Origin of the sequence: Bacillus sp. A1 (assembly GCF_042296235.1) — a bacterium.
GTDB classification, from domain to species: domain Bacteria; phylum Bacillota; class Bacilli; order Bacillales; family Bacillaceae; genus Bacillus; species Bacillus velezensis.
In genome coordinates, this window is record NZ_CP141181.1 from 2,269,047 (window position 1) to 2,289,484 (window position 20,438).

At 45.3% G+C, this 20,438-nt stretch carries 24 protein-coding genes; 1 reads left to right on the plus strand and 23 read right to left on the minus strand.

Features of this window, described 5'->3' with window-relative positions:
• Positions 1–26: 26 nt before the first annotated feature.
• From U2H13_RS11080 to U2H13_RS11145, 14 genes are all read right to left on the minus strand, one after another.
• On the minus strand, positions 27–797 hold the full coding sequence (locus U2H13_RS11080) for a protein-glutamate O-methyltransferase (protein ID WP_021494243.1): 771 nt from the start codon (positions 795–797) through the stop codon (positions 27–29).
• A 189-nt stretch (positions 798–986) separates the two neighbouring features.
• Positions 987–1,433: a nucleoside-diphosphate kinase gene (gene ndk / locus U2H13_RS11085; RefSeq protein ID WP_007409456.1), complete on the minus strand. Its 447-nt coding sequence runs from the start codon at positions 1,431–1,433 to the stop codon at positions 987–989.
• Between the two features lie 120 nt (positions 1,434–1,553).
• Positions 1,554–2,516 (minus strand): heptaprenyl diphosphate synthase component II, encoded by a 963-nt coding sequence (gene hepT, locus U2H13_RS11090; protein WP_003153454.1) that lies wholly within the window; start codon positions 2,514–2,516, stop codon positions 1,554–1,556.
• A gap of 28 nt (positions 2,517–2,544) precedes the next feature.
• Positions 2,545–3,246 carry a demethylmenaquinone methyltransferase gene (gene menG, locus U2H13_RS11095; protein ID WP_003153453.1) on the minus strand — a complete coding sequence of 234 codons (702 nt, stop codon included), beginning with the start codon at positions 3,244–3,246 and terminating at the stop codon, positions 2,545–2,547.
• 5 nt (positions 3,247–3,251) lie between these two features.
• Positions 3,252–4,007, minus strand: a complete 756-nt coding sequence (hepS, locus tag U2H13_RS11100; protein ID WP_065180556.1) for a heptaprenyl diphosphate synthase component 1 — start codon at positions 4,005–4,007, stop codon at positions 3,252–3,254.
• Positions 4,008–4,163: 156 nt separating this feature from the next.
• Positions 4,164–4,391: a trp RNA-binding attenuation protein MtrB gene (gene mtrB / locus U2H13_RS11105; protein ID WP_003153449.1), complete on the minus strand. Its 228-nt coding sequence runs from the start codon at positions 4,389–4,391 to the stop codon at positions 4,164–4,166.
• A gap of 20 nt (positions 4,392–4,411) precedes the next feature.
• Positions 4,412–4,984: a GTP cyclohydrolase I FolE gene (gene folE, locus U2H13_RS11110; protein ID WP_003153448.1), complete on the minus strand. Its 573-nt coding sequence runs from the start codon at positions 4,982–4,984 to the stop codon at positions 4,412–4,414.
• Positions 4,985–5,170: 186 nt separating this feature from the next.
• Positions 5,171–5,449, minus strand: a complete 279-nt coding sequence (gene hbs / locus U2H13_RS11115) for a non-specific DNA-binding protein Hbs (protein ID WP_003153447.1) — start codon at positions 5,447–5,449, stop codon at positions 5,171–5,173.
• A 374-nt stretch (positions 5,450–5,823) separates the two neighbouring features.
• Positions 5,824–7,302, minus strand: a complete 1,479-nt coding sequence (gene spoIVA / locus U2H13_RS11120) for a stage IV sporulation protein A (RefSeq protein WP_003153438.1) — start codon at positions 7,300–7,302, stop codon at positions 5,824–5,826.
• Positions 7,303–7,487: 185 nt separating this feature from the next.
• Positions 7,488–8,222, minus strand: a complete 735-nt coding sequence (locus U2H13_RS11125; protein WP_376700456.1) for a hypothetical protein — start codon at positions 8,220–8,222, stop codon at positions 7,488–7,490.
• A 19-nt stretch (positions 8,223–8,241) separates the two neighbouring features.
• The gene (locus U2H13_RS11130) at positions 8,242–8,445 is read right to left on the minus strand and encodes a DUF2768 domain-containing protein (RefSeq protein ID WP_003153435.1); all 204 of its coding nucleotides are present in this window, start codon (positions 8,443–8,445) and stop codon (positions 8,242–8,244) included.
• A gap of 318 nt (positions 8,446–8,763) precedes the next feature.
• A complete protein-coding gene (locus tag U2H13_RS11135; RefSeq protein WP_029973642.1) occupies positions 8,764–9,801 on the minus strand; it encodes an NAD(P)H-dependent glycerol-3-phosphate dehydrogenase in 1,038 nt (345 codons plus the stop codon).
• Positions 9,802–9,818: 17 nt separating this feature from the next.
• Positions 9,819–11,129, minus strand: coding sequence for a ribosome-associated GTPase EngA (gene engA, locus U2H13_RS11140; RefSeq protein WP_003153433.1), 1,311 nt, complete (start codon positions 11,127–11,129; stop codon positions 9,819–9,821).
• A 192-nt stretch (positions 11,130–11,321) separates the two neighbouring features.
• Entirely contained in the window at positions 11,322–11,924 is a 603-nt protein-coding gene (locus U2H13_RS11145) for a hypothetical protein (protein WP_012117870.1), read from the minus strand.
• A gap of 76 nt (positions 11,925–12,000) precedes the next feature.
• Between U2H13_RS11145 and U2H13_RS11150 the strand changes: the two genes are divergently transcribed.
• On the plus strand, positions 12,001–12,132 hold the full coding sequence (locus U2H13_RS11150; RefSeq protein ID WP_003153429.1) for a YpzI family protein: 132 nt from the start codon (positions 12,001–12,003) through the stop codon (positions 12,130–12,132).
• A gap of 34 nt (positions 12,133–12,166) precedes the next feature.
• Here U2H13_RS11150 and fni read toward each other — a convergent pair whose 3' ends face one another.
• The 9 genes from fni to U2H13_RS11195 form a co-directional block, all read right to left on the minus strand.
• Positions 12,167–13,216: a type 2 isopentenyl-diphosphate Delta-isomerase gene (gene fni / locus U2H13_RS11155; RefSeq protein ID WP_053284899.1), complete on the minus strand. Its 1,050-nt coding sequence runs from the start codon at positions 13,214–13,216 to the stop codon at positions 12,167–12,169.
• Between the two features lie 14 nt (positions 13,217–13,230).
• Positions 13,231–14,379 (minus strand): 30S ribosomal protein S1, encoded by a 1,149-nt coding sequence (gene rpsA, locus U2H13_RS11160; RefSeq protein WP_376700457.1) that lies wholly within the window; start codon positions 14,377–14,379, stop codon positions 13,231–13,233.
• Between the two features lie 227 nt (positions 14,380–14,606).
• Positions 14,607–15,281 (minus strand): (d)CMP kinase, encoded by a 675-nt coding sequence (gene cmk / locus U2H13_RS11165; RefSeq protein ID WP_014418267.1) that lies wholly within the window; start codon positions 15,279–15,281, stop codon positions 14,607–14,609.
• A gap of 78 nt (positions 15,282–15,359) precedes the next feature.
• Positions 15,360–15,536, minus strand: coding sequence for a YpfB family protein (locus U2H13_RS11170; protein WP_003153420.1), 177 nt, complete (start codon positions 15,534–15,536; stop codon positions 15,360–15,362).
• Between the two features lie 46 nt (positions 15,537–15,582).
• Complete coding sequence (locus U2H13_RS11175) at positions 15,583–16,239, minus strand: flagellar brake protein (RefSeq protein ID WP_022553026.1); 657 nt, start codon at positions 16,237–16,239, stop codon at positions 15,583–15,585.
• 87 nt (positions 16,240–16,326) lie between these two features.
• Entirely contained in the window at positions 16,327–17,676 is a 1,350-nt protein-coding gene (gene ypeB / locus U2H13_RS11180) for a germination protein YpeB (protein WP_376700458.1), read from the minus strand.
• A gap of 24 nt (positions 17,677–17,700) precedes the next feature.
• Positions 17,701–18,570 (minus strand): spore cortex-lytic enzyme, encoded by an 870-nt coding sequence (sleB, locus tag U2H13_RS11185; protein ID WP_007409447.1) that lies wholly within the window; start codon positions 18,568–18,570, stop codon positions 17,701–17,703.
• A gap of 130 nt (positions 18,571–18,700) precedes the next feature.
• On the minus strand, positions 18,701–19,357 hold the full coding sequence (prsW, locus tag U2H13_RS11190; RefSeq protein WP_003153415.1) for a glutamic-type intramembrane protease PrsW: 657 nt from the start codon (positions 19,355–19,357) through the stop codon (positions 18,701–18,703).
• 96 nt (positions 19,358–19,453) lie between these two features.
• A complete protein-coding gene (locus U2H13_RS11195; RefSeq protein WP_376700459.1) occupies positions 19,454–20,437 on the minus strand; it encodes a YpdA family putative bacillithiol disulfide reductase in 984 nt (327 codons plus the stop codon).
• Position 20,438 lies beyond the last annotated feature (1 nt).

The window sequence follows — 20,438 nt, forward strand, 5'->3', positions numbered from 1 at the left end:
TAACACAAGTTTTCATTAAATGTCTTCTATCTTTTTTGATAAAAAAATGTATCAGTGCTCTCAAGGCCGAATTTTTCCGGGCTGAAAATTTGTTCTGTACTGCCGACAAACAGAATTCCGTTCTTTTTCAGACTGCCCGCCATTTTCACATACAGCTCTTCTTTTGCTTTTTCAGTAAAATAAATAAAGACGTTGCGGCAGACGATCAGGTCAAAATCCTGTTCATAGCTGTCGGCAAGCAGGTTGTGCCGCTTAAACCGGATGTTTTTCTGAATCTCTTGTTTTACTTGATAGCTGCTGTCAGCCTGCTTGGTGAAATAACGGCTTTTCACGGAAGCCGGCACCTCTTGCAGCGAGCGTTCCTGATAGATGCCCCGCTTGGCTTTGCTTAGCGCCTTTTCATCAATATCTGTCGCCAATATATCAAATCCGGCCAGTCCCGTCTGCTGATTGAGAATCATAGCCAAAGTATAGGGTTCCTCTCCCGTTGAACAGGCCGCACTCCATATTTTTAACGGTTTGTTATGCTTTATTAACGGAAGAATTGAGGTTTCAAGAACTTCCCACCGTTTATAATTTCGGTAAAATTCAGAAACATTGATCGTCATTCTGTCCAATGTTTCGTTTAATAAAAGCTTGTCCTTTTCCAAAGCGGCGGCAAATTCCTGAAAATCTCTGAACCCCTTCTTTTCATAAAGGGACGTCAGCCGCCTTTTCATCTGTGCTTCTTTGTATAGAGATAAATCAACACCGGTTATTTGTTTCCACTTGGTGATAAAAATGTCGTAAGGCTCCATTGCTTCTCTCCCAATCTCGCTGTCTTTTGTCCTAGTATAGCCTGTTTTCTGTCGAAATTGTACGATTTCAATAAAAAAATCAGCCCGCGGGCTGATTTGTGAGAAACGAAAAGACAGGGCAACACAGCCTCTGTCTTTCATAAATGATGTAAACCTTTTCATAATACGAGAAAAAGAAAGGCTGACGGTTTAGTACACCCAGTCGGCCATTAATTTTTGATACGGTACAAGCTCTTCCTGTTTAAAGAAAATGTGAATTTCCCGCTCAGCGCTTTCTAAGGAGTCTGAACCGTGAATGATATTTTTGCCGACAAACATGCCGTAGTCACCGCGGATCGTGCCCGGCAGTGCATCTTTCGGGTTCGTTTTTCCGATCAGCTGTCTTGTGATCTCTACTACATTTTCCCCTTCCCATACCATTGCAAATACGGGTCCTGATGTAATGAATTCCACAAGCTCGCCGAAAAACGGCTTCCCTTTATGTTCAGCATAATGGTTTTCAGCCATCTGTTCTGAAACTTGCATTAGCTTGGCTCCTGCCAATTGTAAGCCCTTACGCTCAAATCTGGATAAAATCTCTCCGATCAGCTGGCGCTGTACGCCGTCCGGTTTTACCATGATAAAAGTTTTTTCCATAAGATTCTCCACCCCATCATTATGTATAGGCTTTCAAGTTGCACACCGAAATCGTAACATCTTTCTGACAATTAATCAATCCAGGGCGGAGAATGTTCACATCTTGTTCGTAAAAGGAATTTAAAATTTCCGTTTGCCGATATATTTGGCGATGGCGGCCAATGATGAGCGCGCACGTCCTCTCGGCAGTGTATTCAGTTTTTCAAACGCTTTTTTTAAGTACCTGTCACTGACGGCCATTGATTTTTCAATCGCGTCTGTGCGTTTAATATTTTCAATAATGGGGGCGAGCTGCTCCTGTGTTGTTTCACTGTTAATTAATTTCAGCTGATTTTTCAATTCAGGCTGACGGAGCGCGTACAAAACGGGCAGAGTGACATTTCCTTGCAGCAGATCCCCTCCGACCGGTTTTCCCAGTTCCTCTTCCGTTGAAGTGAAATCAAGAATGTCGTCAATAATCTGATAGGACATGCCCACGTAATAACCGAACCAATATAATGCTTTATGAATCTTCTCATCAGCTCCCGAAGCGATGGCGCCGAGCTGGCAGCTGACGGCAATGAGAAGAGCCGTTTTCCGTTTGATGCGGCGCAAATAGGTTCTGAGGTTTTGCTCCATATTGTATTTATCTCTGATCTGTTCAATTTCTCCGAGGCATACTTCTACGATGGTTTTGGACAGGATCCGGTGGGCTTTCGGCTCATCCAATCTCGTCATCATCTCAAGTGAGCCCGCAAGCATATAATCACCGGTATACATGGCGATGCGGTTGTCCCACTTGGCTTTGATGGTCGGTTTTCCCCTCCGCAGCTCGGCGTCATCAATGACGTCGTCATGCACGAGGGACGCCATATGAATCATTTCCAGCGTCACCGCAACATATTTTATTTTATTAATGTCATAGTCGCCGAACATGCCGGAAAGCAATACGAAAACAGGGCGGATCCGCTTGCCTCCCGCCTGGAGCAGATGAAGCCCGGCTTCACTCAGCAAGGGATAGTCTGACCGCACCGTTTGCTCAAGCTCCCTTTCGATCACATCAATATCGTCATTTAAAAAAGAATAGGCCATTTTAAATTTCATATCATTCACCCAAACATCTGTATATTCATCATTTCCAACCGATATGCGTAGCGGCCACTCCGCCGGTAAACGAATGGTATTTAACATTCGTCAGGCCCGCTTCTTCAAACAGACGCGCAAGTTCTTTCATACCGGGAAATTCTCTTGCCGATTCTTGAAGCCAAGAATATTCTTTATAGCTCTTCGCAAACATTTTTCCGAAGAAAGGCATGATGTATTTAAAATAAAGAAAATATGCCTGTCTGAATCCGAACATTTCCGGCTGGGATGTTTCCAGACATACGACCTGCCCGCCCGGTTTGACGACCCGCCGCATTTCTTTCAGCACGGTCAGATAGTCGGGAACGTTTCGCAGCCCGAAGCCGATGGTGACAAAATCAAAAGAATCATCAGCGAAAGGAAGCTCCATCGCATTTCCGTGCAAAAGCTCAATTTGGCTGTAACCGCCCTCTTTCACTTTTTTCTCACCGATGCTCAGCATATTTTTGCTGAAATCCAGTCCTTTGATTTCGCCGCTTTTTCCGGCCGCTTCTGCGAGGGCAATCGTCCAGTCAGCCGTTCCGCAGCAGACATCAAGCGCTTTTGCGCCTTCTTTAACATTCATGATCTGCATCGTTTTATCGCGCCATTTTTTATGCTGCTGAAAACTGATAACAGAGTTCATTTGGTCATAATTTTTATAGATTTTTTCAAACACGCCGTGTACGCGCTGTTCTTTTGACTCCTGCATGTTGATTACCCTTCTTCCACTTTCTGATGATATGTTTTGTCCCGGCTGATCGCCTTAAGCCGGTTCAGCATTAGGTTTTGGATTGGTGAATTAAGCGGCAGCAGCGTTTCAATGCTTTGCTTTGCCTTTCGGAAGCTATCTTCCATTATGTCAGCCTTTGATTTCCCTGACTTTACAATATTGCCGATGACATCGAGAAATATAGCATTGCCGTTCATCAGCCGCTTATATACAAAAAAATCACTCGCCAGCTCTTTCCAGCGCGGAAGATTAAAGTGGTCTGACACTCTGTGAAACAAGGCCGCTTCCACAATCGCCATGCTTTCGATCAATTGATTCAAGTCATTGACAGACCGATCGTACAGACGGATTTTATGCTCATTGATTTCTTTAATTGCCGTAGCGAGCGTCCGAATCATATAGATATCCTTCATTTCAGATAAAAGCGAATAATACAGTCCGCTGAAATAGTCGCCGGCAAGCACGGTGAGCTGCCGGTTTTTATTTTCGTCTCGCTTTAACGCTCTGGCTGTTGTCACTTCATCGTGGGTATCAAGGGCGCTTTGGACAAGCATCGCAGTTACTATGTAATTTTCTCTGTCGTTGTTCTTAATGTCCGCCTCTTCAAACAAAGCGTGAAAAAGAAGAAGCTTATCCTCATCGATTTTAGGCGCAGAAATATGTTTCGCTAAATAAGGATGAGACAGCTTTTGTTTTAATTTCGTATTTAGATTCGCTAAAGTTCCGTAGATGTCTTGCAAAAATATCACCCTTGTCCCCAAATTCACATTTATTCTAATATGTATGAGATTTACTCGTCATTATTATACGCAGGTATCATTATAGCATAAAAAAAAGAAATTGGCTGTATTCTCCCGCCGTTTGCGGGCATTTGGCAAAAGCGGGAAACAGCCGGCTTATTTTTTTTCGCTGTTCATTTCTCCGTAAGCGGTCTGGATGAGGGCGTTGCCTCTCACTTTGATGGCAGAGGTATGCTCAGTAAACTGAGCGATAATTACTTCGCCTTTGTCCAGTTTTTCGGAATGGTGAAATTTCGTATCCGTTCCTCTCGTTAAACCGATGACGTTCACGCCGTCCTCGACCGCTTTAATGACGACAAAATCACTTGAATGCTTTGAATTCATATCTGCACCCTCTATCATTATTAATCCGCACGTTTAATATGTTCTAACACTTCGGAACGCGCCGCTGCATCATCTTTAAAAATACCTCTTACAGCGGAAGTCACTGTTTTTGCACCCGGCTTTCTTACGCCCCTCATCGTCATGCACATATGCTCAGCTTCGACGACAACCATGACGCCGTGGGGATCTAAGGTCTCTACGATGCTTTCGGCAATCGTTGAAGTGATGCGCTCCTGCAGCTGCGGGCGTTTTGAGACGGCTTCCACCGCCCGCGCCAATTTACTCAGGCCCGTCACTTTGCCGCCGCGCGGAATGTAGGCAATATGCGCTTTTCCGTAAAAAGGAACAAGGTGATGTTCACACATGGAATGAAACGCGATATCTTTTACAAGAACAAGCTCCTCATGGTCTTCTCCGAAAACGGTTTTAAAGTGTTCTTTCGGGTCTTCATTTAATCCCGAGAATACTTCCGCGTACATTTTTGCCACGCGTTTCGGCGTATCTAAAAGCCCTTCCCGGTCCGGGTCTTCTCCAATCGCCTCTAAAATCTGGCGAACCGCCTGTTCAATCTGTTCTTTATTAACTTCTTTCATTGTCTGTGTCCTCCACCATTGAATACATTTAATTTCGATTCTAGCACATTTGCCGCGCCAAAAGCAAAACGAAAGTCCTGCCCGGTGACCGAGGCTGCTTAAATATGAAAAGCCCCTTTATCAAGGGGCTTTTCTGTGAAGAAACAAAGTGTATGTATCAGATGCATACACGATCTATATTCACAATTATTTTCCTGCAACAGCGTCTTTAAGAGCTTTACCTGGTTTGAAAGCAGGTACCTTGCTTGCAGGGATTTCGATTTCTTCACCTGTTTGCGGGTTACGTCCTTTACGTGCAGAGCGCTCGCGCACCTCAAAGTTACCGAAACCGATCAGTTGGATTTTATCACCGTTTTTAAGTGCATCTAAAATCGTATCAAAAACAGAATCAACTGCTTTTGTAGCGTCTTTTTTAGACAATTCGCTTGCTTCAGCAACCGCATTGATTAGTTCTGTCTTGTTCATGCCTTTCACCTCCTCCCAAAAGGGTATCAAATCAGCAGTTTATTATCATTTCTTCACAGTTCAGCCTGATTCTAAACCTGTCTGATAAAAAATCAAAGCAGGGAAGAACAGACAAGTAAACGGCTTTTCATAAGAAAACAGACACTTTGAGGAATGTTTGTCCAACAAAGTGAAGATTTTCTGTATGTAGAGTAACACATATAAAAAGCCATATCAAGCATTTTAAAGCCTCAATCCCTTGCTCGTCAAGGTTTTCACGTGTTTTACCGAACAAATATTCCTTTTTTTGCTTTTTTCCTCCTAATCCTTGATTGATTTCCAGTATCTAAAAAGAATAAAAAAAGACCCCCCGTTTCAGGAAGAGGTCCTTCAGCTTACAAAATAATGGCGATCAGGCCGCCTGAGCCTTCGTTAATAATTCTCTCCAGCGTTTCTTTCAGTTTATATCTCGCATTTTCCGGCATGAGTGACAGTTTTGCGGAGATTCCTTCTCTTACGATAGAGCTCAATGATCTGCCGAAAATATCGGAGTTCCAGATAGAAAGCGGATCATCTTCAAAGTCCTGCATTAAGTAGCGGACAAGCTCTTCACTTTGTTTTTCCGTCCCGATGATCGGCGCGAATTCACTTTCCACATCCACTTTGATCATATGAATGGACGGAGCGACCGCTTTGAGCCTTACTCCGAACCTTGATCCCTGTCTGATGATTTCCGGTTCATCAAGGCTCATATCGGTTAAGGCCGGGGCGGCAATGCCGTAGCCGGTCTGTTTCACCATTTTCAGCGCATCTGATACCTGATCATATTCTTTTTTCGCGTGGGCGAAGTCCTGCATTAATTCAAGCAGGTGGTCTTTCCCCCGGATTTCAACACCGACCACTTCTTTTAAAATCTGGTCATATAAATGATCCGGCGCATACAAATCAATTTCTGCGACACCCTGGCCAAGTTCGATTCCGGCCAGACCGGCGCTTTCAATAAACTCAAATTCACTGAAGTGGCCGACAACCCGGTCGACATCACGCAGGCGTTTAATATCTTTTACGGTTTCTTTCACTGATTCCTGGTAGCTCTCTCTGAGCCAGTGATTTTCCTTCAGCACCATGACCCAGCTCGGAAGGTTGACATTGACTTCCAGCACAGGGAACTCGTAAAGCGCTTCTCTGAGGACGCTTAACACATCTGTTTCCCGCATGCTTTCAACACTCATGGCGAGGACGGGAATATCATATTTCGCGCTTAATTCAGCTCTGAGCGCTTCTGTTTCCGGGTGGTACGGTTTTACCGAGTTGATGACCATAATAAACGGTTTGCCGACTTCCTTCAGCTCGTCGATGACTCTTTCTTCCGCTTCCACGTAATCGCCCCGCGCAATATCGCCGATTGAGCCGTCTGTCGTAATGACGACCCCGATTGTGGAGTGTTCCTGGATGACTTTTCTCGTACCGATTTCCGCTGCCTCATGAAAGGGAATCGGTTCTTCGTACCAAGGTGTATTGATCATTCTCGGGCCGTTTTCATCCTCATATCCCTTCGCCCCGGGAACCGTATATCCCACACAATCCACAAGCCGGATGTTGACATCAAGTCCTTCCGCGACATGAACGGACATGGCTTGATTCGGGACAAATTTTGGTTCTGTGGTCATTATCGTTTTTCCTGCTGCGCTTTGCGGAAGCTCATCCTGCGCCCGCGCTCGATCGGCCTCATTGCTGATATTCGGGAGCACCACGAGCTCCATAAATTTTTTAATGAATGTAGATTTCCCTGTACGGACAGCGCCAACGACTCCTAAGTATATATCGCCCCCTGTTCGTTCAGCGATATCCTTGAAAATATCGACCTTTTCCAAGTGATCCCCTCCCGGACTTCCTATCCTTATCATTTTTCATTCACCATTCTCCAATCAAATACAGGACACTATATGTGTATGACGTTGTCCTATTTCAATATGACATCTTTAGAAAATTTTCAGGCAGTCTTTTCTATCAAAATCAAAAAAACCTTTCTCCCTATTTGTATGCGCGGGAAAAAGGTTCATTCCTGTTTCGTTTGACTTTCTAAAAAAACGGGTTCCTGTTTTTCATTTACGGTGTATGTGACTGAAAAGGCCGGGACGAAAGGAGTCTCTTTCCATAAAATATCCTGAATTTCCGCGCCCGGTTTGATTTTCTTTTTGGTTTCCTTCAGGCAGCGGGCTAGATCGACGCGATAGTCGGCATAGATTTCTCCGTCAGCGCCGATTAAAAGCGGCAGAGACGTGCCTGAAACCGGACTTTTGACTGAAGGAGAGTCTTTCATGCCGAGCTTTTTTTTATTTAAAGTGAACAGCCCTTTTGAAACGGCGTCCTCATAGGGAGGATATGTATGCTTTTCCTGATACATTTTGACACGCAGCTTCATGTCGCGGATTGCTTCCGCCATTTGGAGATCGACCAGCTTGACGGTCGGCTTATTTTCCACGTCGACAAGCACGTATTGGTACATTCCTCCGCTTTCATAAGCTGAGGCCGGCGGCTCCTCTATGTATCTGGGCGCGAGCCGCTTAAAATCTATCGGATATTTTTGATAGAGCGGTGTTTTCATATCTTTTGTCTGAATCGGCAGAAGTCCGCCGTTCGCCTTTTTAAATTCATCCACTGCCGCTTGCACCTGCTGAAGCTGATGTTTGTAAGATACTTTATTTTCAGTTTTTTCCGCTTCAGGGTACAGACAGCCGGACAGCAGAAGCACCGCCATTGCCGTTATGACGGCCATTTTAAACTTATGCATTCCGCGCCCCCTTTTTGCTTTATTCATTGACAGGCCCGCTGAAAACGACCATTAACACGATCAATCCCGAGATGACCATGCAGGCATAAGCGAGTGAAGAAACCGCTGCTTTTATCAGTTTGTTTTTCACTTTGTACCTGCTGACATAAATAGAGGCCACCGCAACAAACATTAATCCCATAGCACCAAGCGCAAACCACATTTTCATCAATGCCACACTCACGTTCGTGCCCCCCGTCCCATCATTGTAAGCGTTATATTTCATTTTAATATACAAATGTTGAAAAGATCAACAGGTTTTCCATCTATTGAAAAAACAAAAAAACTGAAGCAAAGAGGGGGACTTTGCTTCAGTCAAGTTGACTATATTCACCTGTACGTCTGAGATACACTCTCTTGGACTTCGATGCTATAGTATGCGTAGATGCGTACGTCTGCATCCTCTTCTGCCTAAATCAGCAAATGTTTTAAGCGATTTCAGCCGGAGAGTTCTGCGTTTTGGACTTTCGTCACTTCAGAATATGCTGACGGCATGTTATTGTCACTTCACCCGGTTTTCGAATGTGTTGACCAAGTCTTCCATCTCATGGGTTTTCACTCTGGCCATTAAGGATTCTACGGCCGTTTCTACCTTCTGCCCGTTAAATAATACTTGGTGAAGCGCCTCTGTGATCGGCATTTTCACTTGGTATTTTTGAGACAGCTGATACGCAGCTTTCGTCGTCCGCACGCCTTCAACAACCATCCCCATCTTATCCAGGACAGCTTCCAGCTTATATCCTTTGCCGAGCAGGTTGCCGGCGCGCCAGTTTCGGGAATGAACGCTTGTACACGTCACGATCAAATCGCCTACGCCGGTCAGGCCGGAAAAGGTGAGCGGATTTCCGCCCATCTTTGTGCCGAGTCTGGCGATTTCAGCAAGACCTCGGGTGATTAAGGCCGCTTTTGCATTATCTCCGTATCCCAATCCGTCTGTAATCCCCGCTGCAAGAGCGATGATATTCTTTAACGCTCCCCCTATTTCAACACCGATCATATCCGGATTGGTATAGACGCGGAAATGCTGGTTCATGAATAAATCCTGAACCGCTTCTGCAGCCTTGATATTTTTTGAAGATGATGTAACAGTCGTCGGGTGTCTTAATCCGACTTCCTCAGCGTGGCTCGGCCCTGAAAGCACGACGATGTCTTTTCTGTACTCCTCAGGCAGCTCCTCTTCCATTAATTCTGAAATACGGAGAAGCGAATCCGGCTCAATTCCCTTGCTGACATGAACAAAAATCGATTGTTTCGGGATGTACGGCAGAGCCTTTTTCAGCACTTCCCGAATGGCTTTTGTCGGAACTGCCACAATGATGAAGTCCGCTCCTTTTAAAGCCTCGTTTAAATCAGCTGTACCGATGATAGAACTTGATAGCTCCACCCCCGGCAGGTAATCTTTGTTTTCATGCAGGTCGTTGATTTGATCGATCAATTCGGCACGGTGTCCCCACATCATAACTTGATGTCCGTTATCAGCCAGCACTAAAGAAAGTGCAGTGCCCCAGCTTCCCGCTCCAAGCATTGCCACTTTTTTCATCTCTGTATCACACCTTTTTATTTTCTTGCTCTTGCAAATATTTTAATTGGCGTACCTTCAAATCCGAAAGCGTCCCGGATTCGGTTTTCTAAAAAGCGTTCATAAGAAAAATGCATCAGTTCCGGATCGTTGACAAAAACAACGAAGCTCGGCGGCTTAACAGCGACTTGAGTCGCATAATAAATTTTCAGACGGGAGCCGTTGTGCGTCGGAGTCGGATTCATGGCGACCGCATCCATGATGACATCATTTAAGACATTTGTCTGCACGCGGAGAGAGTGGTTTTCACTCGCTTTAATAATCGCAGGCATGAGTGTATGAATCCGCTTTGTCGTCAGTGCCGACATAAACAGCACCGGCGCATAATCAAGAAATTGGAAATGTTCCCGAATATTCTGTTCAAATTCTTTCATCGTGCGCTCGTCTTTATCAACGGCATCCCATTTGTTTACGATAATGACGACGGCTTTCCCGGCTTCATGGGCGTATCCGGCGATCCGCTTGTCCTGCTCAAGGATGCCTTCTTCTGCATTCAGCACAACCCCGACGACGTCTGAGCGGTCAATGGCTTTTAACGCCCGAAGCACACTGTATTTTTCTGTTGTTTCATATACTTTACCCTTTTTTCTCATTCCCGCCGTGTCAACGATTACAAATTCCTGCTGATTGTAGGTGAACGCCGTATCCACAGCGTCTCTAGTCGTTCCGGCTACGTTGCTCACGATAACCCGCTCTTCGCCGAGCATCGCATTGACAAGGGATGATTTTCCGACATTCGGGCGGCCGATCAGGCAGAATTGAACGACATCATCACTGTACTTCGTCTCCGGAATGTTTTTAAAATGCTCGGCACAAGCATCGAGCAAATCTCCCAATCCTAAACCGTGTGTGCCCGAAATCGGATACGGTTCTCCAAAGCCGAGCGCATAAAAGTCATAGATGTTCGCTCTCATTTCGGTATTATCTAATTTATTAACGGCTAATACGACCGGTTTTTTTGTCCGGTACAGTATTTTTGCCACTTCTTCATCAGCAGACGTCACACCTTCGCGGCCGTTCACCATAAAGATGATCACATCAGCCTCGTCCATGGCGATTTCAGCCTGCTGGCGGATCTGTGTCAGAAACGGTTCGTCTCCGATATCAATTCCGCCCGTATCAATCAGGTTAAAATCATAATTCAGCCATTCCGCCGAACTGTATATCCGGTCCCGCGTCACTCCGGGGGTATCTTCTACTATTGAAATTCTTTCACCCGCAATCCGGTTAAAGATTGTGGATTTTCCCACATTCGGTCTTCCGACAATGGCTACGACAGGTTTACCCATAGTACCCTTCCTTTCAATCCAGCCGCTTACATTTTCACAAAAAATTGTTCAACCGGTTATTAAAAATCATCTTCGCTATGAAAAGAACCCTTCAAACAGAAGGGCTTAACTCATTTATTATATCAGTTTTCACTGAGATCACAATGTATTCTTCAAAATGTTTCGCATTCATGTAACAGTCTTCGTCTGTTTTCAAGACATTTTTGTCGCTCCTTTGCCCTGCTTTTTGCTTTTTTGGCTGATGCGCGCCGCAAGCTGTTCATATGTAGTCAGCCCGACGAGCAGAATCACTCCCGCCGAACAGCCTGAAAGCCATTTATAATCACCGACGGCTGCCGCACCCGCAATATTGCGGATGACCGCAGCATACAATAGCTCCCCCTGGCACATGCCGAGAACAAAAAGACAAAGCCTCTCAGGGAACCGCCCCTCAACGGAAAGCGTAATAACGGTAAGCAGTATAACCGCCGCCCATTCAGGTTTTATGATAAACCAAACAGGATCATATAATGCAAAAAGAAAAATAAAGCCGTACGCCGCAGCCGCCGTCAGATGAATCACAATATTACGGAGCCGTTTATGCATGCCGAGGCTTCCCGCATAAACAAATGCCGCAGCAAAAAACATGACATATGCCGCATTCAGCGTAAAATAAGCCGTAATCTGATGTATGCTTGCCATCATATTAGTCAAAATAAAGACTGATACGTAAAAACGGCTTTTCGTTTTGGCAAAAATAAAAGTCGCAAGTATCCATAAAAACCACATTGACCAGTAATAATAAAACGGTTCCATAATCGCTCCTCCTCTGATCAGTATGGAGCGGGAACGCATTTTTTAAACCAATTATGCCTGAAAGGAGCGGATAAGGATGGGAAAAGACAGACAGGAGAAAAAACTGAAAGCCTCCCGACGAGTGGAATCTGATCGCGATGATTCGATTCACCATAAAGGAGCGACAAGCCTTGAGCAAAACGGGGAATTCCGAAAAAGAAAATCGTAAAAAACAGAAAAAGGCATGCGGGTCCGCATGCCTTTTAACGTCTGCTGAAACGGGATGTGTCAATTCCCCGTTCAGAAAGCCAGTGATGTGTGTCACCTTTTATGACCAAAGGCGCCTTTTGCAATTGGGCAACCGATTGGCATCCGAGGGCGGTCATAATCATTTTCAGCTCTTGCAAAAGCGCCGTCATCTCGTCAAACAGGCCCTCTTCTCCTTTAGAAGTGAGAGCTTTCAGGAAAGTGCCCGCCATTCCCGCGCTGGAAGCGCCGAGGGCAATCGATTTGGCGACATCCAGGGCGCTTTGCAGCCCGCCGGATGCGATAATTGATTGATCAGCGGAGAGCGAGTGGATTTCCGCTAAGCTTGCGGCAGTGGAAATTCCCCACGTATTAAAAAATTGAAGCGCCTTCTCTCTGCGCATATTTTCGATCTTAGAGAAATTTGTACCGCCGTATCCGCCGGCATCAACTGCTGCTGCGCCGGCATCAAATAACTGCCGTGCCGATTCCCTGCTCATTCCGAAGCCGACTTCTTTGACAAAAACGGGCACTCCCGCTTCCGCCGCAATCCGCTCAATACGGCCGAGAGCGCCAGTAAAGCTTCTGTCACCCTCTGGCATGACGATCTCCTGAATCACATTTAAATGAATCTGCAGGGCATCTGCTTGAATCATATCAACTGCCCTTTTCGCCTGCTCGGCATCCGCCTCGCTGCCTAAATTGGCAAATATCAGCCCGTCCGGATTCTCTTTTCTGACGATCTCGTAAGAATACCGTTCGGAGGGATCTTTTAAAGCTGACATTTGCGAACCGACAGCCAGCGGCATGCCGGCTTTGCGCGCGGCTCTTGCCAGCGATCTGTTAATTTCGTATGTAAGCTGTCCGCCGCCGCCTGTCATCGCATTGATAAAAATCGGCGAACTGCTTGTGAGTCCGCCGATTTTCGTTGAGATATCCACTTTTTCCAATGCTAGGTTCGGTAGGCTGACATGAACAAACGCAATATCATCAAGCCCTGTTTCCCGGTTTTGGCCGGTAGACAGCGCATGATTTATATGTTCTCTTTTTCGTTCTGCTCGTGTCACGTTTTATCACCAATTTATTTTAATTTATTAAGCTTGTCTCCGATTAAATCGCCAAGCTGGAAGCCGGTGCTCGGCTCTTCTTTCGCCTGGTATTGGCGGAAGTCCTCCTGATCGGCTTTCGGCGCTTCTTCAAGCTCACGCATGCTTAAGGAAATGCGCTCTTCGCTTTCGTTCACGTCAAGCACTTTCACTTTAACAGTCTGTCCTTCTTCAAGCACTTCATGCGGCGTTCCGATATGTTTATTGGAAATTTGCGAAATGTGCACAAGTCCTTCCACGCCCGGAAGAATTTCAACGAAGGCGCCGAAGCTTACAAGGCGCTGCACTTTTCCTTCAAGCACATCTCCCTGTTTTACCTTTTCGCCGATCTGGCTCCAAGGTCCCGGCAGCGTTTCTTTAATAGATAAAGAAATACGCTCGTTATCGCGGTCTACGGACAGTACTTTCACTTTTACGTCCTGACCTTCTTCCACCACGTCAGACGGTTTTTCGACGTGTGAATGAGACAGCTGCGAAATATGAACAAGCCCGTCAATTCCGCCGATGTCGACAAATGCGCCGAAATCAGTCAGACGCTGCACTTTTCCTTCAAGCACGCTTCCAACCTCAAGCGTTTGGAGAAAATCATGCTTTTTGGCTGTCTGTTCTTTTTCCACTACAGCCCGGTGTGACAGAATCACCCGGTTTTTATCACGGTCGAGTTCAACGACGATAAGAGAGAGGGTTTTCCCTTTATAGTCAGTGAAATCCTCGACGAAATGAGCTTCGACAAGTGATGCGGGAATGAAGCCGCGAACGCCGATATCAACGACGAGACCGCCTTTCACCACATCTTTCACTTCAGCTTCAAACACTTCTTTTGTGTCGAATTTTTTTTCAAGGTCTTCCCAAGCGCGGTCAGCATCAACGGCACGTTTAGATAAAATCAAAGCATCGTCTTCCACTTTTGTTACTTTCAGGTCAAGCTCATCGTCAACTTTTACGACATCCGATGCTTTCTCTACATGAAGACTTGATAATTCACTGATTGGAATGATTCCGGACTGTTTGACATTGACAATTTCGACAACTACATGCTTGTCCTCTACCTTTGTCACAATCCCTTTTACTACATCTCCAACCTCTGGCACTTGAACATCAATTTGATTCATTTCCTCTGTCATTTGAATAACCTCCTTGGTCCAAACCTACACAGCTTAATTAATACGGTTTGAAAGCTGAACATGTGAATGTCCGCTTTTCAGCCGAATATGTATTAAAGAATCATCCAAAAAAGATTTTGAATGATCAATAAAAAGTTTTATTAGTATTAACTTCTAATAAATGGACTGGTTTGTCAAGCAATAACATCTTGTCTTTCGAAAAAAATTATAAAGCGCTCCGCCCGGGCTTAACGTGATTTCTGATCGACGATCTCCAGAATTTTTCCTGCGACTTCGGCAATGCTTAGTGACGTCGTATCGATTTCAATCGCGTCTTCCGCTTTGCGCAGCGGGGAAACTTCCCTCTCTGAATCGAGTTTGTCGCGTCTGGCAATTTCTTCAATGAGCGTCTCGTAATTCACGTCATAGCCTTTTTTCTTATTCTCTTCATATCGGCGCTTCGCTCTTTCCTCTACGGACGCGAGCAGAAAAATTTTCACTTCGGCATCAGGCAACACGTGAGTACCGATATCACGGCCGTCCATGACGACACCGCCTTTTTCTCCGAGCTGCTGCTGTCTTTTGACCATTTCTTCTCTGACGCCTTTATGCTTGGCGGCGATTGATACTTGGTTGCTGACTTCGTCTTTTCGGATTTCTTCTGTCACATCTTCTCCGTTTACCAGAACGATTTGTCCTTCCGGAGCGGATACAAGCTCAATTTCCGTATGCTTCAGCAGCTCTGTAAGCGCGGCTTCATCGGTTAAATCGGCATTCTGCTTGAGCGCCGTATATGTAATGGCACGATACATCGCTCCTGTATCAATGTACACATATGATTTTTTCTCAGCCACTATTTTAGCAACGGTGCTTTTTCCGGCAGCGGCCGGCCCGTCGATCGCAATTGATAATTTCTTGTCCATAATCTCTCTCCTTGCTCTTTACTCCTCTATGGATTGTATCATGAACTGCCGGAAAAGGGGCGAAAAAATTGAGCTGATTTACCGCTTTACCGTTTCAATCCATTCTTTTTTCTCCATTTTATCAACTCCCTCATATTTCACAGCTTTCGAAATATAAGGTTCAATAGGCTGATAATGAAGCAAAAACTGCACCGCGCCCAAAATGATAAGCTGAATGCAGACCAATTTGACCAGCAGACGTTCAAACGTTTTCATACACGCGCACCTCCATTAGGATTAGTATGGAAAAGTGCGCTGCTGTTTATTCCGACAGACTGTTTCTTCTCTGCTGCAGCTGTGCGCGCATACAATATTGGAGTAAAAGCTGCTGTGAAGCGGGAGCGATTTCTGCAAATTCAAGCGTCATTTTTTGTTTATCCGCCTTTTCATCATAAAAAATCCGCTGGATAACAGCCTCGGCCGTAATATCCGCCGTATTTCCCTTGCCGGGAAGAGAAAATGAGACATACAGCTTTTCACCTGGTTCCGCGGAAATATGCTCAGGCATCACAACAGCGATTCCGCCGGCGCTGATATTAGAGGAAACCGTTTGGAAAGCGGTTTTTTTCGCTTCCATTTTGACGGATACATCCAATACTGCGTCTGCACGGACGTATCGGCGTCTTTGAATCCGCTTCATTTCCTCCTGAGGGGGGATGTCCAATCCGATCATCGGGATGGGGTCTTTTTTCTTTCCTTTGATTATGCTTTTAAATTGATACGGCACTTGGCCATTCCCCATAAATTCCGCTGTTATTTCCAATCCTTTATGCAAAAAGACCGTCCGTCCCGAATCCAGATCGACGGGATATGAGATGTGCAGTTCGCCGTTTTCAACGCTTACTGCTTTGCTCCTCGCTTTTTTGGGCTCATTGTTCTCTATGTATTCAATCCAAATATAATCTCCGACAGCTATCATGGGCCTTCACTCTTTCATTATTTATGCTTTTATTAAAGCATGTAACGAAAAAAAGGAAAAGACTTTTAGTCCTTTCCTCCTTTATTTTTATAGGTCTTTATATATAGGTTCTGCACTTTTTAACTTTTCTATTTTTTCCTCTTTTCCATCGTCCGCATTGATGAACATTTGATACGTGTCTTTTCCGATCGTCCCGAGCATTTCGTAGCAAAGCACTTCCTGACCGAGTTCATTTGTGATCAGCGCCTGCCGGGTCTCCCGCACTTCAACATTTTTATTCAGCTTCGCTTTCGCTTCATCAGCTGACAAAGCGGGAGCCGGAATCGTTCTCGTGCGGTGCGCCGCCAGGTAATCACGCGCGGAAAAACCGACGACTTCACCATCATCCAGCGCCACTTTCATTCGGATGGCTTCCGGATAAATGCGGACATTTTTCTCCACGGCGATAAAAGAAAAGACGCCGATGTTATTATATTGCGCGCTTTCATCAATTTCGAGGCCTTTTGTTTCATATCCATTTTTCTTTAAAAACGCGACGGCCCGGTTAGATGCTTCATTGAGGCTGATCTTTTGTTTCTTCACGGCCCGTTTTTGAATCAAATAGACCGGATGTCCGCCTTTTTGGGTAATATCCATATAGATAAAAGACTTGTTGTCGGCGTCTTTCATGCGGATGCTGTATACGTCCCGATTCGTCTTCCTGCCGCTTTTGACCACTTTAATTGAATAATTATGATCAGGCGCAAACCGTTGTGCGATTTTGACCGCTTCTTTTTCCGTAATTTGTTTTCCTTTCAGATGCGTAAAACCTTTTCGTTCTGTATTTGCTCCCGTAAATGTGGGGCTGATGCTGTCTTCAGAAAAAGCGCCTACATTTTTTTCGACTGTTTTAAAGCTGTCGACGATCGTATTATCGCTTTGTTTTTTGTCAGAAGCGAGCGCCATCTCAACATCCATCCACCGTAAATTTTTGCTCATGACGAGATGCTGAACGCTGCGGAGCTGGTTTTGAATGTTCTCCGCCTGTTTGTACAGGCTGTTCAGCGTTGTATATTCTTTCTTATCAAGCGGTTTTTGGTCTAAATCCCGGACGGATGTTTTATAGCTGAAATCTCCTATGTTGGATAAAAACTCCTCCGTCTTATTAAAAGGCATGAGAGTCAGCGGCAGCTGGCTCACATTGTTATGAGCTTCAGATGTTATTCTCCATACATCAATGAGCGCCGGAGACAGAGATTTTTTACTGTTCATCGCAAGCGTCGTCCCGATTTTGTCGTGAAGCTGATCTACATGGTACGTCAATTCATGAAAAGCCCTCTGATAATTATTTTCCGCATGCAGAAGGACCGCATCTTTTTCCTGATGCTCTTTATATCCCCAATATCCGGTTGCGGCGATCGCGACACCGAGAACAGCGATAATGATTCCTCTAATCATGTTAACACCTCATTTTGCGTACTTTTACTCACAGAAAATGTGTTTTCCGATTCTTTTTATCTGCGGACGTCCCCAAATCCATTTGCTTGTCGCCGTATCAGGATTAAAATAATAAATCGCGTTTTCAGAAGGGTCCCAGCCGTTGATCGCATCAAGAACCGCTTCTTTTGCTCTTTCATTCGGCTGCATATATATTTGGCCGTCGGCAACAGCGGTAAACGCGAGCGGTTCGAAAATGACGCCGGCCACCGTATTCGGAAATAACGGGCTTTTAATACGGTTTAAAATAACCGCGGCGATGGCAACCTGCCCTTCAAACGGCTCACCGCGCGCTTCCCCGTACACAGCCTGTGCCAGAAGATTGATGTCGTTGTTTGAGAAACCGCCAGGCATATTGGCCGCTGTCGTATTTTGCTTTTGATTTGACTGACCGCCTGTATTGTTTTGCGGCTTTTGAGCAGGCTTATTCGTTCCCGCCGGCTTCTGCGTTCCGGCTCTCGGTTTTGTTTGGTTTTCCAATGGGACGTTGCCATAATGAGTGAACGTATTCCCTTTTTGGATCTGCTCCATTACATATTCACGGTAATATTTTGATTTTGAAATCAGCACCTGTTTGGTTTTCGCGCCGACGAGGCCGTCAACCGGCTTCATGCCGAATTTCTCCTGAAAATTTCTCACGGCCCAGTATGTGGTCCAGCCGTAAACACCATCGATTTTCCCGTTATAAAATCCGTTATATTGAAGACGGGCCTGCAATTCTATAACATCATCACCCGTCGCGCCTCTTTGAATCACTTGATTTGAAAACGCATGAACCGTTTCATGATGATCGAAGAAAGCGGCGGCGAAAGAAAATAGAATGAGACATGCCATAAAGGCTCCTTTGCACTTCATCTCTTCAAGCCTCCTACTGCAAAATTTAAAGTGTACCCGTATTGTCTGTCACGAGGTTATTTTTATGCACGTTTCCTTCTTATCCCCTGTCAAGGCATAAAAAAGAAACCGCACGCGACGCGCGGTTTCTTCACACTTGGATCATATTGACGGAGCGTGCTTTTTTTGCCTTTCGCAGCCCGAACCACCATAAAAACAGCATAAACGGCAGCATATAATATACCCAATGATTGAGGGCGGTAAGAATAAAATCGTAAGAACCGTGCAGACATGAAGGCACGGCCAGCGAAATCACAAGCCATTTGACACGGGCTTTTTTCTGCGAAAAGCGGGCTTTTCCGAGATAAAATCCCATAATCACTCCGATCAGCGCATGGCAGGAGACCGGCAGAAGCGCCCTGATGAAAGCATGCTCAACGCCGTGGCCGAATAGATACAGAATATTTTCAAGCGTGGCAAATCCTAAAGACACACTGGCCCCGTAAACGATTCCGTCATAATGCTCATCAAAATGAGCATGCGGATACACACTGATCATCAGAACGAACCATTTCACCGATTCTTCCAGAAATCCCGAAGACAAAAACGAAACGAAAAAGCTTCCTCCCCCCACATGCTCTTTTTCAAGAACATATTGGATAAACATGGTCGGAAACACAAGGACAACCCCGAGAAAAAAAGACCTCAGCACCATATGTACGGGTTCATTGTCATACTGATCTTTTAAATAAAAATAGCTTAACAGCGCAATGCCGGGAGCAATTCCTGCAGAGATGATTGCAAACATCAGGCAACCTCTTTCCTTTATATTCCTATATCTATGGTACCATGTTGTTCATATTTTTACATCTTTCAATTTTTTTAAAAAAGAGCATATGAATGATCATATGCTCTCTCTACCCAGCCGTTTTGATATTTCGTTTGCGATCAAGCCGCCGTGAAAACGGCCGTTCTCGATAAAAATTTCATTGGCGTTATTTCCAGCCGCAATGACTCCGGCGATAAAAACACCGTCAACATTTGTTTCCATCGTTTCTTCCCGGAAAAACGGCCGGCCTGATTCAGCATCAATCCGCACACCGATTTTTTCGAGGAAACCGTGATCGGGATGGTATCCCGTCATGGCAAATACGAAATCGTTTTTCAGCCGGACCGTCTCATTTCGGCCGGAGCGGAAAATGATTTCATCTTCCGTCACTTCTTCAAGACAAGCGCCGAATTCCATCCGGATTGTGCCGTTTCTGACAAGGGCCTCAAACTCAGGCAGAATCCACGGCTTGATGCCCGGGGAGTACTCATGTCCTCTGTAGAGCACAGTGACGCGCGCACCGGACTTCACCAGTTCCAAAGCCGCGTCAACACTTGAGTTTTTCCCGCCGATCACAGCAACATCTTTATCAAAATAAGGATGGCCTTCTTTAAAGTAATGAAATACCTTAGGAAGCCCTTCACCCGGGATGTTCATATAATTCGGATGATCATAATATCCTGTCGCAATGATACAAAACGGAGTGAGGTAGCGGTCTTTTGATGTTTCTACAAGAAAACGGCCGTCTTCCTGTTTCGTTACGCGCTCCACTGTTTCAAAGGCGTTTACGCGCAGCTCTTTTCTTCTGACGACCTCTCTGTAGTAAGAGAGAGCCTGTATTCGGACCGGTTTTCTGTTTTCCGTAATAAAGGCAACATCGCCGATCTCCAATTTTTCACTTGAACTGAAAAAAGTTTGGTGGGTCGGATAGTTATAAATGCTGTTTACGACATTCCCTTTTTCGATCACAAGCGCGTTCACGCCAATTTGCTTCAGATGTATAGCCGCCGATAATCCGCAAGGACCTCCGCCTATTATAATTGCTTTTTCTTCTGTCATG

Excerpts from the sequence above, each read along its gene's own strand:
- U2H13_RS11080 (WP_021494243.1), bottom strand. The coding sequence starts at position 797 with ATGGAGCCTTACGACATTTTTATCACCAAGTGGAAACAAATAACCGGT.
- ndk (WP_007409456.1), bottom strand. The coding sequence starts at position 1,433 with ATGGAAAAAACTTTTATCATGGTAAAACCGGACGGCGTACAGCGCCAG.
- hepT (WP_003153454.1), bottom strand. The coding sequence starts at position 2,516 with ATGAAATTTAAAATGGCCTATTCTTTTTTAAATGACGATATTGATGTG.
- menG (WP_003153453.1), bottom strand. The coding sequence starts at position 3,246 with ATGCAGGAGTCAAAAGAACAGCGCGTACACGGCGTGTTTGAAAAAATC.
- mtrB (WP_003153449.1), bottom strand. The coding sequence starts at position 4,391 with ATGAATTCAAAGCATTCAAGTGATTTTGTCGTCATTAAAGCGGTCGAG.
- folE (WP_003153448.1), bottom strand. The coding sequence starts at position 4,984 with ATGAAAGAAGTTAATAAAGAACAGATTGAACAGGCGGTTCGCCAGATT.
- hbs (WP_003153447.1), bottom strand. The coding sequence starts at position 5,449 with ATGAACAAGACAGAACTAATCAATGCGGTTGCTGAAGCAAGCGAATTG.
- U2H13_RS11125 (WP_376700456.1), bottom strand. The coding sequence starts at position 8,222 with ATGCATAAGTTTAAAATGGCCGTCATAACGGCAATGGCGGTGCTTCTG.
- U2H13_RS11135 (WP_029973642.1), bottom strand. The coding sequence starts at position 9,801 with ATGAAAAAAGTGGCAATGCTTGGAGCGGGAAGCTGGGGCACTGCACTT.
- engA (WP_003153433.1), bottom strand. The coding sequence starts at position 11,129 with ATGGGTAAACCTGTCGTAGCCATTGTCGGAAGACCGAATGTGGGAAAA.
- U2H13_RS11145 (WP_012117870.1), bottom strand. The coding sequence starts at position 11,924 with ATGGAACCGTTTTATTATTACTGGTCAATGTGGTTTTTATGGATACTT.
- U2H13_RS11150 (WP_003153429.1), top strand. The coding sequence starts at position 12,001 with ATGGGAAAAGACAGACAGGAGAAAAAACTGAAAGCCTCCCGACGAGTG.
- rpsA (WP_376700457.1), bottom strand. The coding sequence starts at position 14,379 with ATGACAGAGGAAATGAATCAAATTGATGTTCAAGTGCCAGAGGTTGGA.
- cmk (WP_014418267.1), bottom strand. The coding sequence starts at position 15,281 with ATGGACAAGAAATTATCAATTGCGATCGACGGGCCGGCCGCTGCCGGA.
- U2H13_RS11170 (WP_003153420.1), bottom strand. The coding sequence starts at position 15,536 with ATGAAAACGTTTGAACGTCTGCTGGTCAAATTGGTCTGCATTCAGCTT.
- U2H13_RS11175 (WP_022553026.1), bottom strand. The coding sequence starts at position 16,239 with ATGATAGCTGTCGGAGATTATATTTGGATTGAATACATAGAGAACAAT.
- ypeB (WP_376700458.1), bottom strand. The coding sequence starts at position 17,676 with ATGATTAGAGGAATCATTATCGCTGTTCTCGGTGTCGCGATCGCCGCA.
- sleB (WP_007409447.1), bottom strand. The coding sequence starts at position 18,570 with ATGAAGTGCAAAGGAGCCTTTATGGCATGTCTCATTCTATTTTCTTTC.
- prsW (WP_003153415.1), bottom strand. The coding sequence starts at position 19,357 with ATGTTTGCAATCATCTCTGCAGGAATTGCTCCCGGCATTGCGCTGTTA.
- U2H13_RS11195 (WP_376700459.1), bottom strand. The coding sequence starts at position 20,437 with ATGACAGAAGAAAAAGCAATTATAATAGGCGGAGGTCCTTGCGGATTA.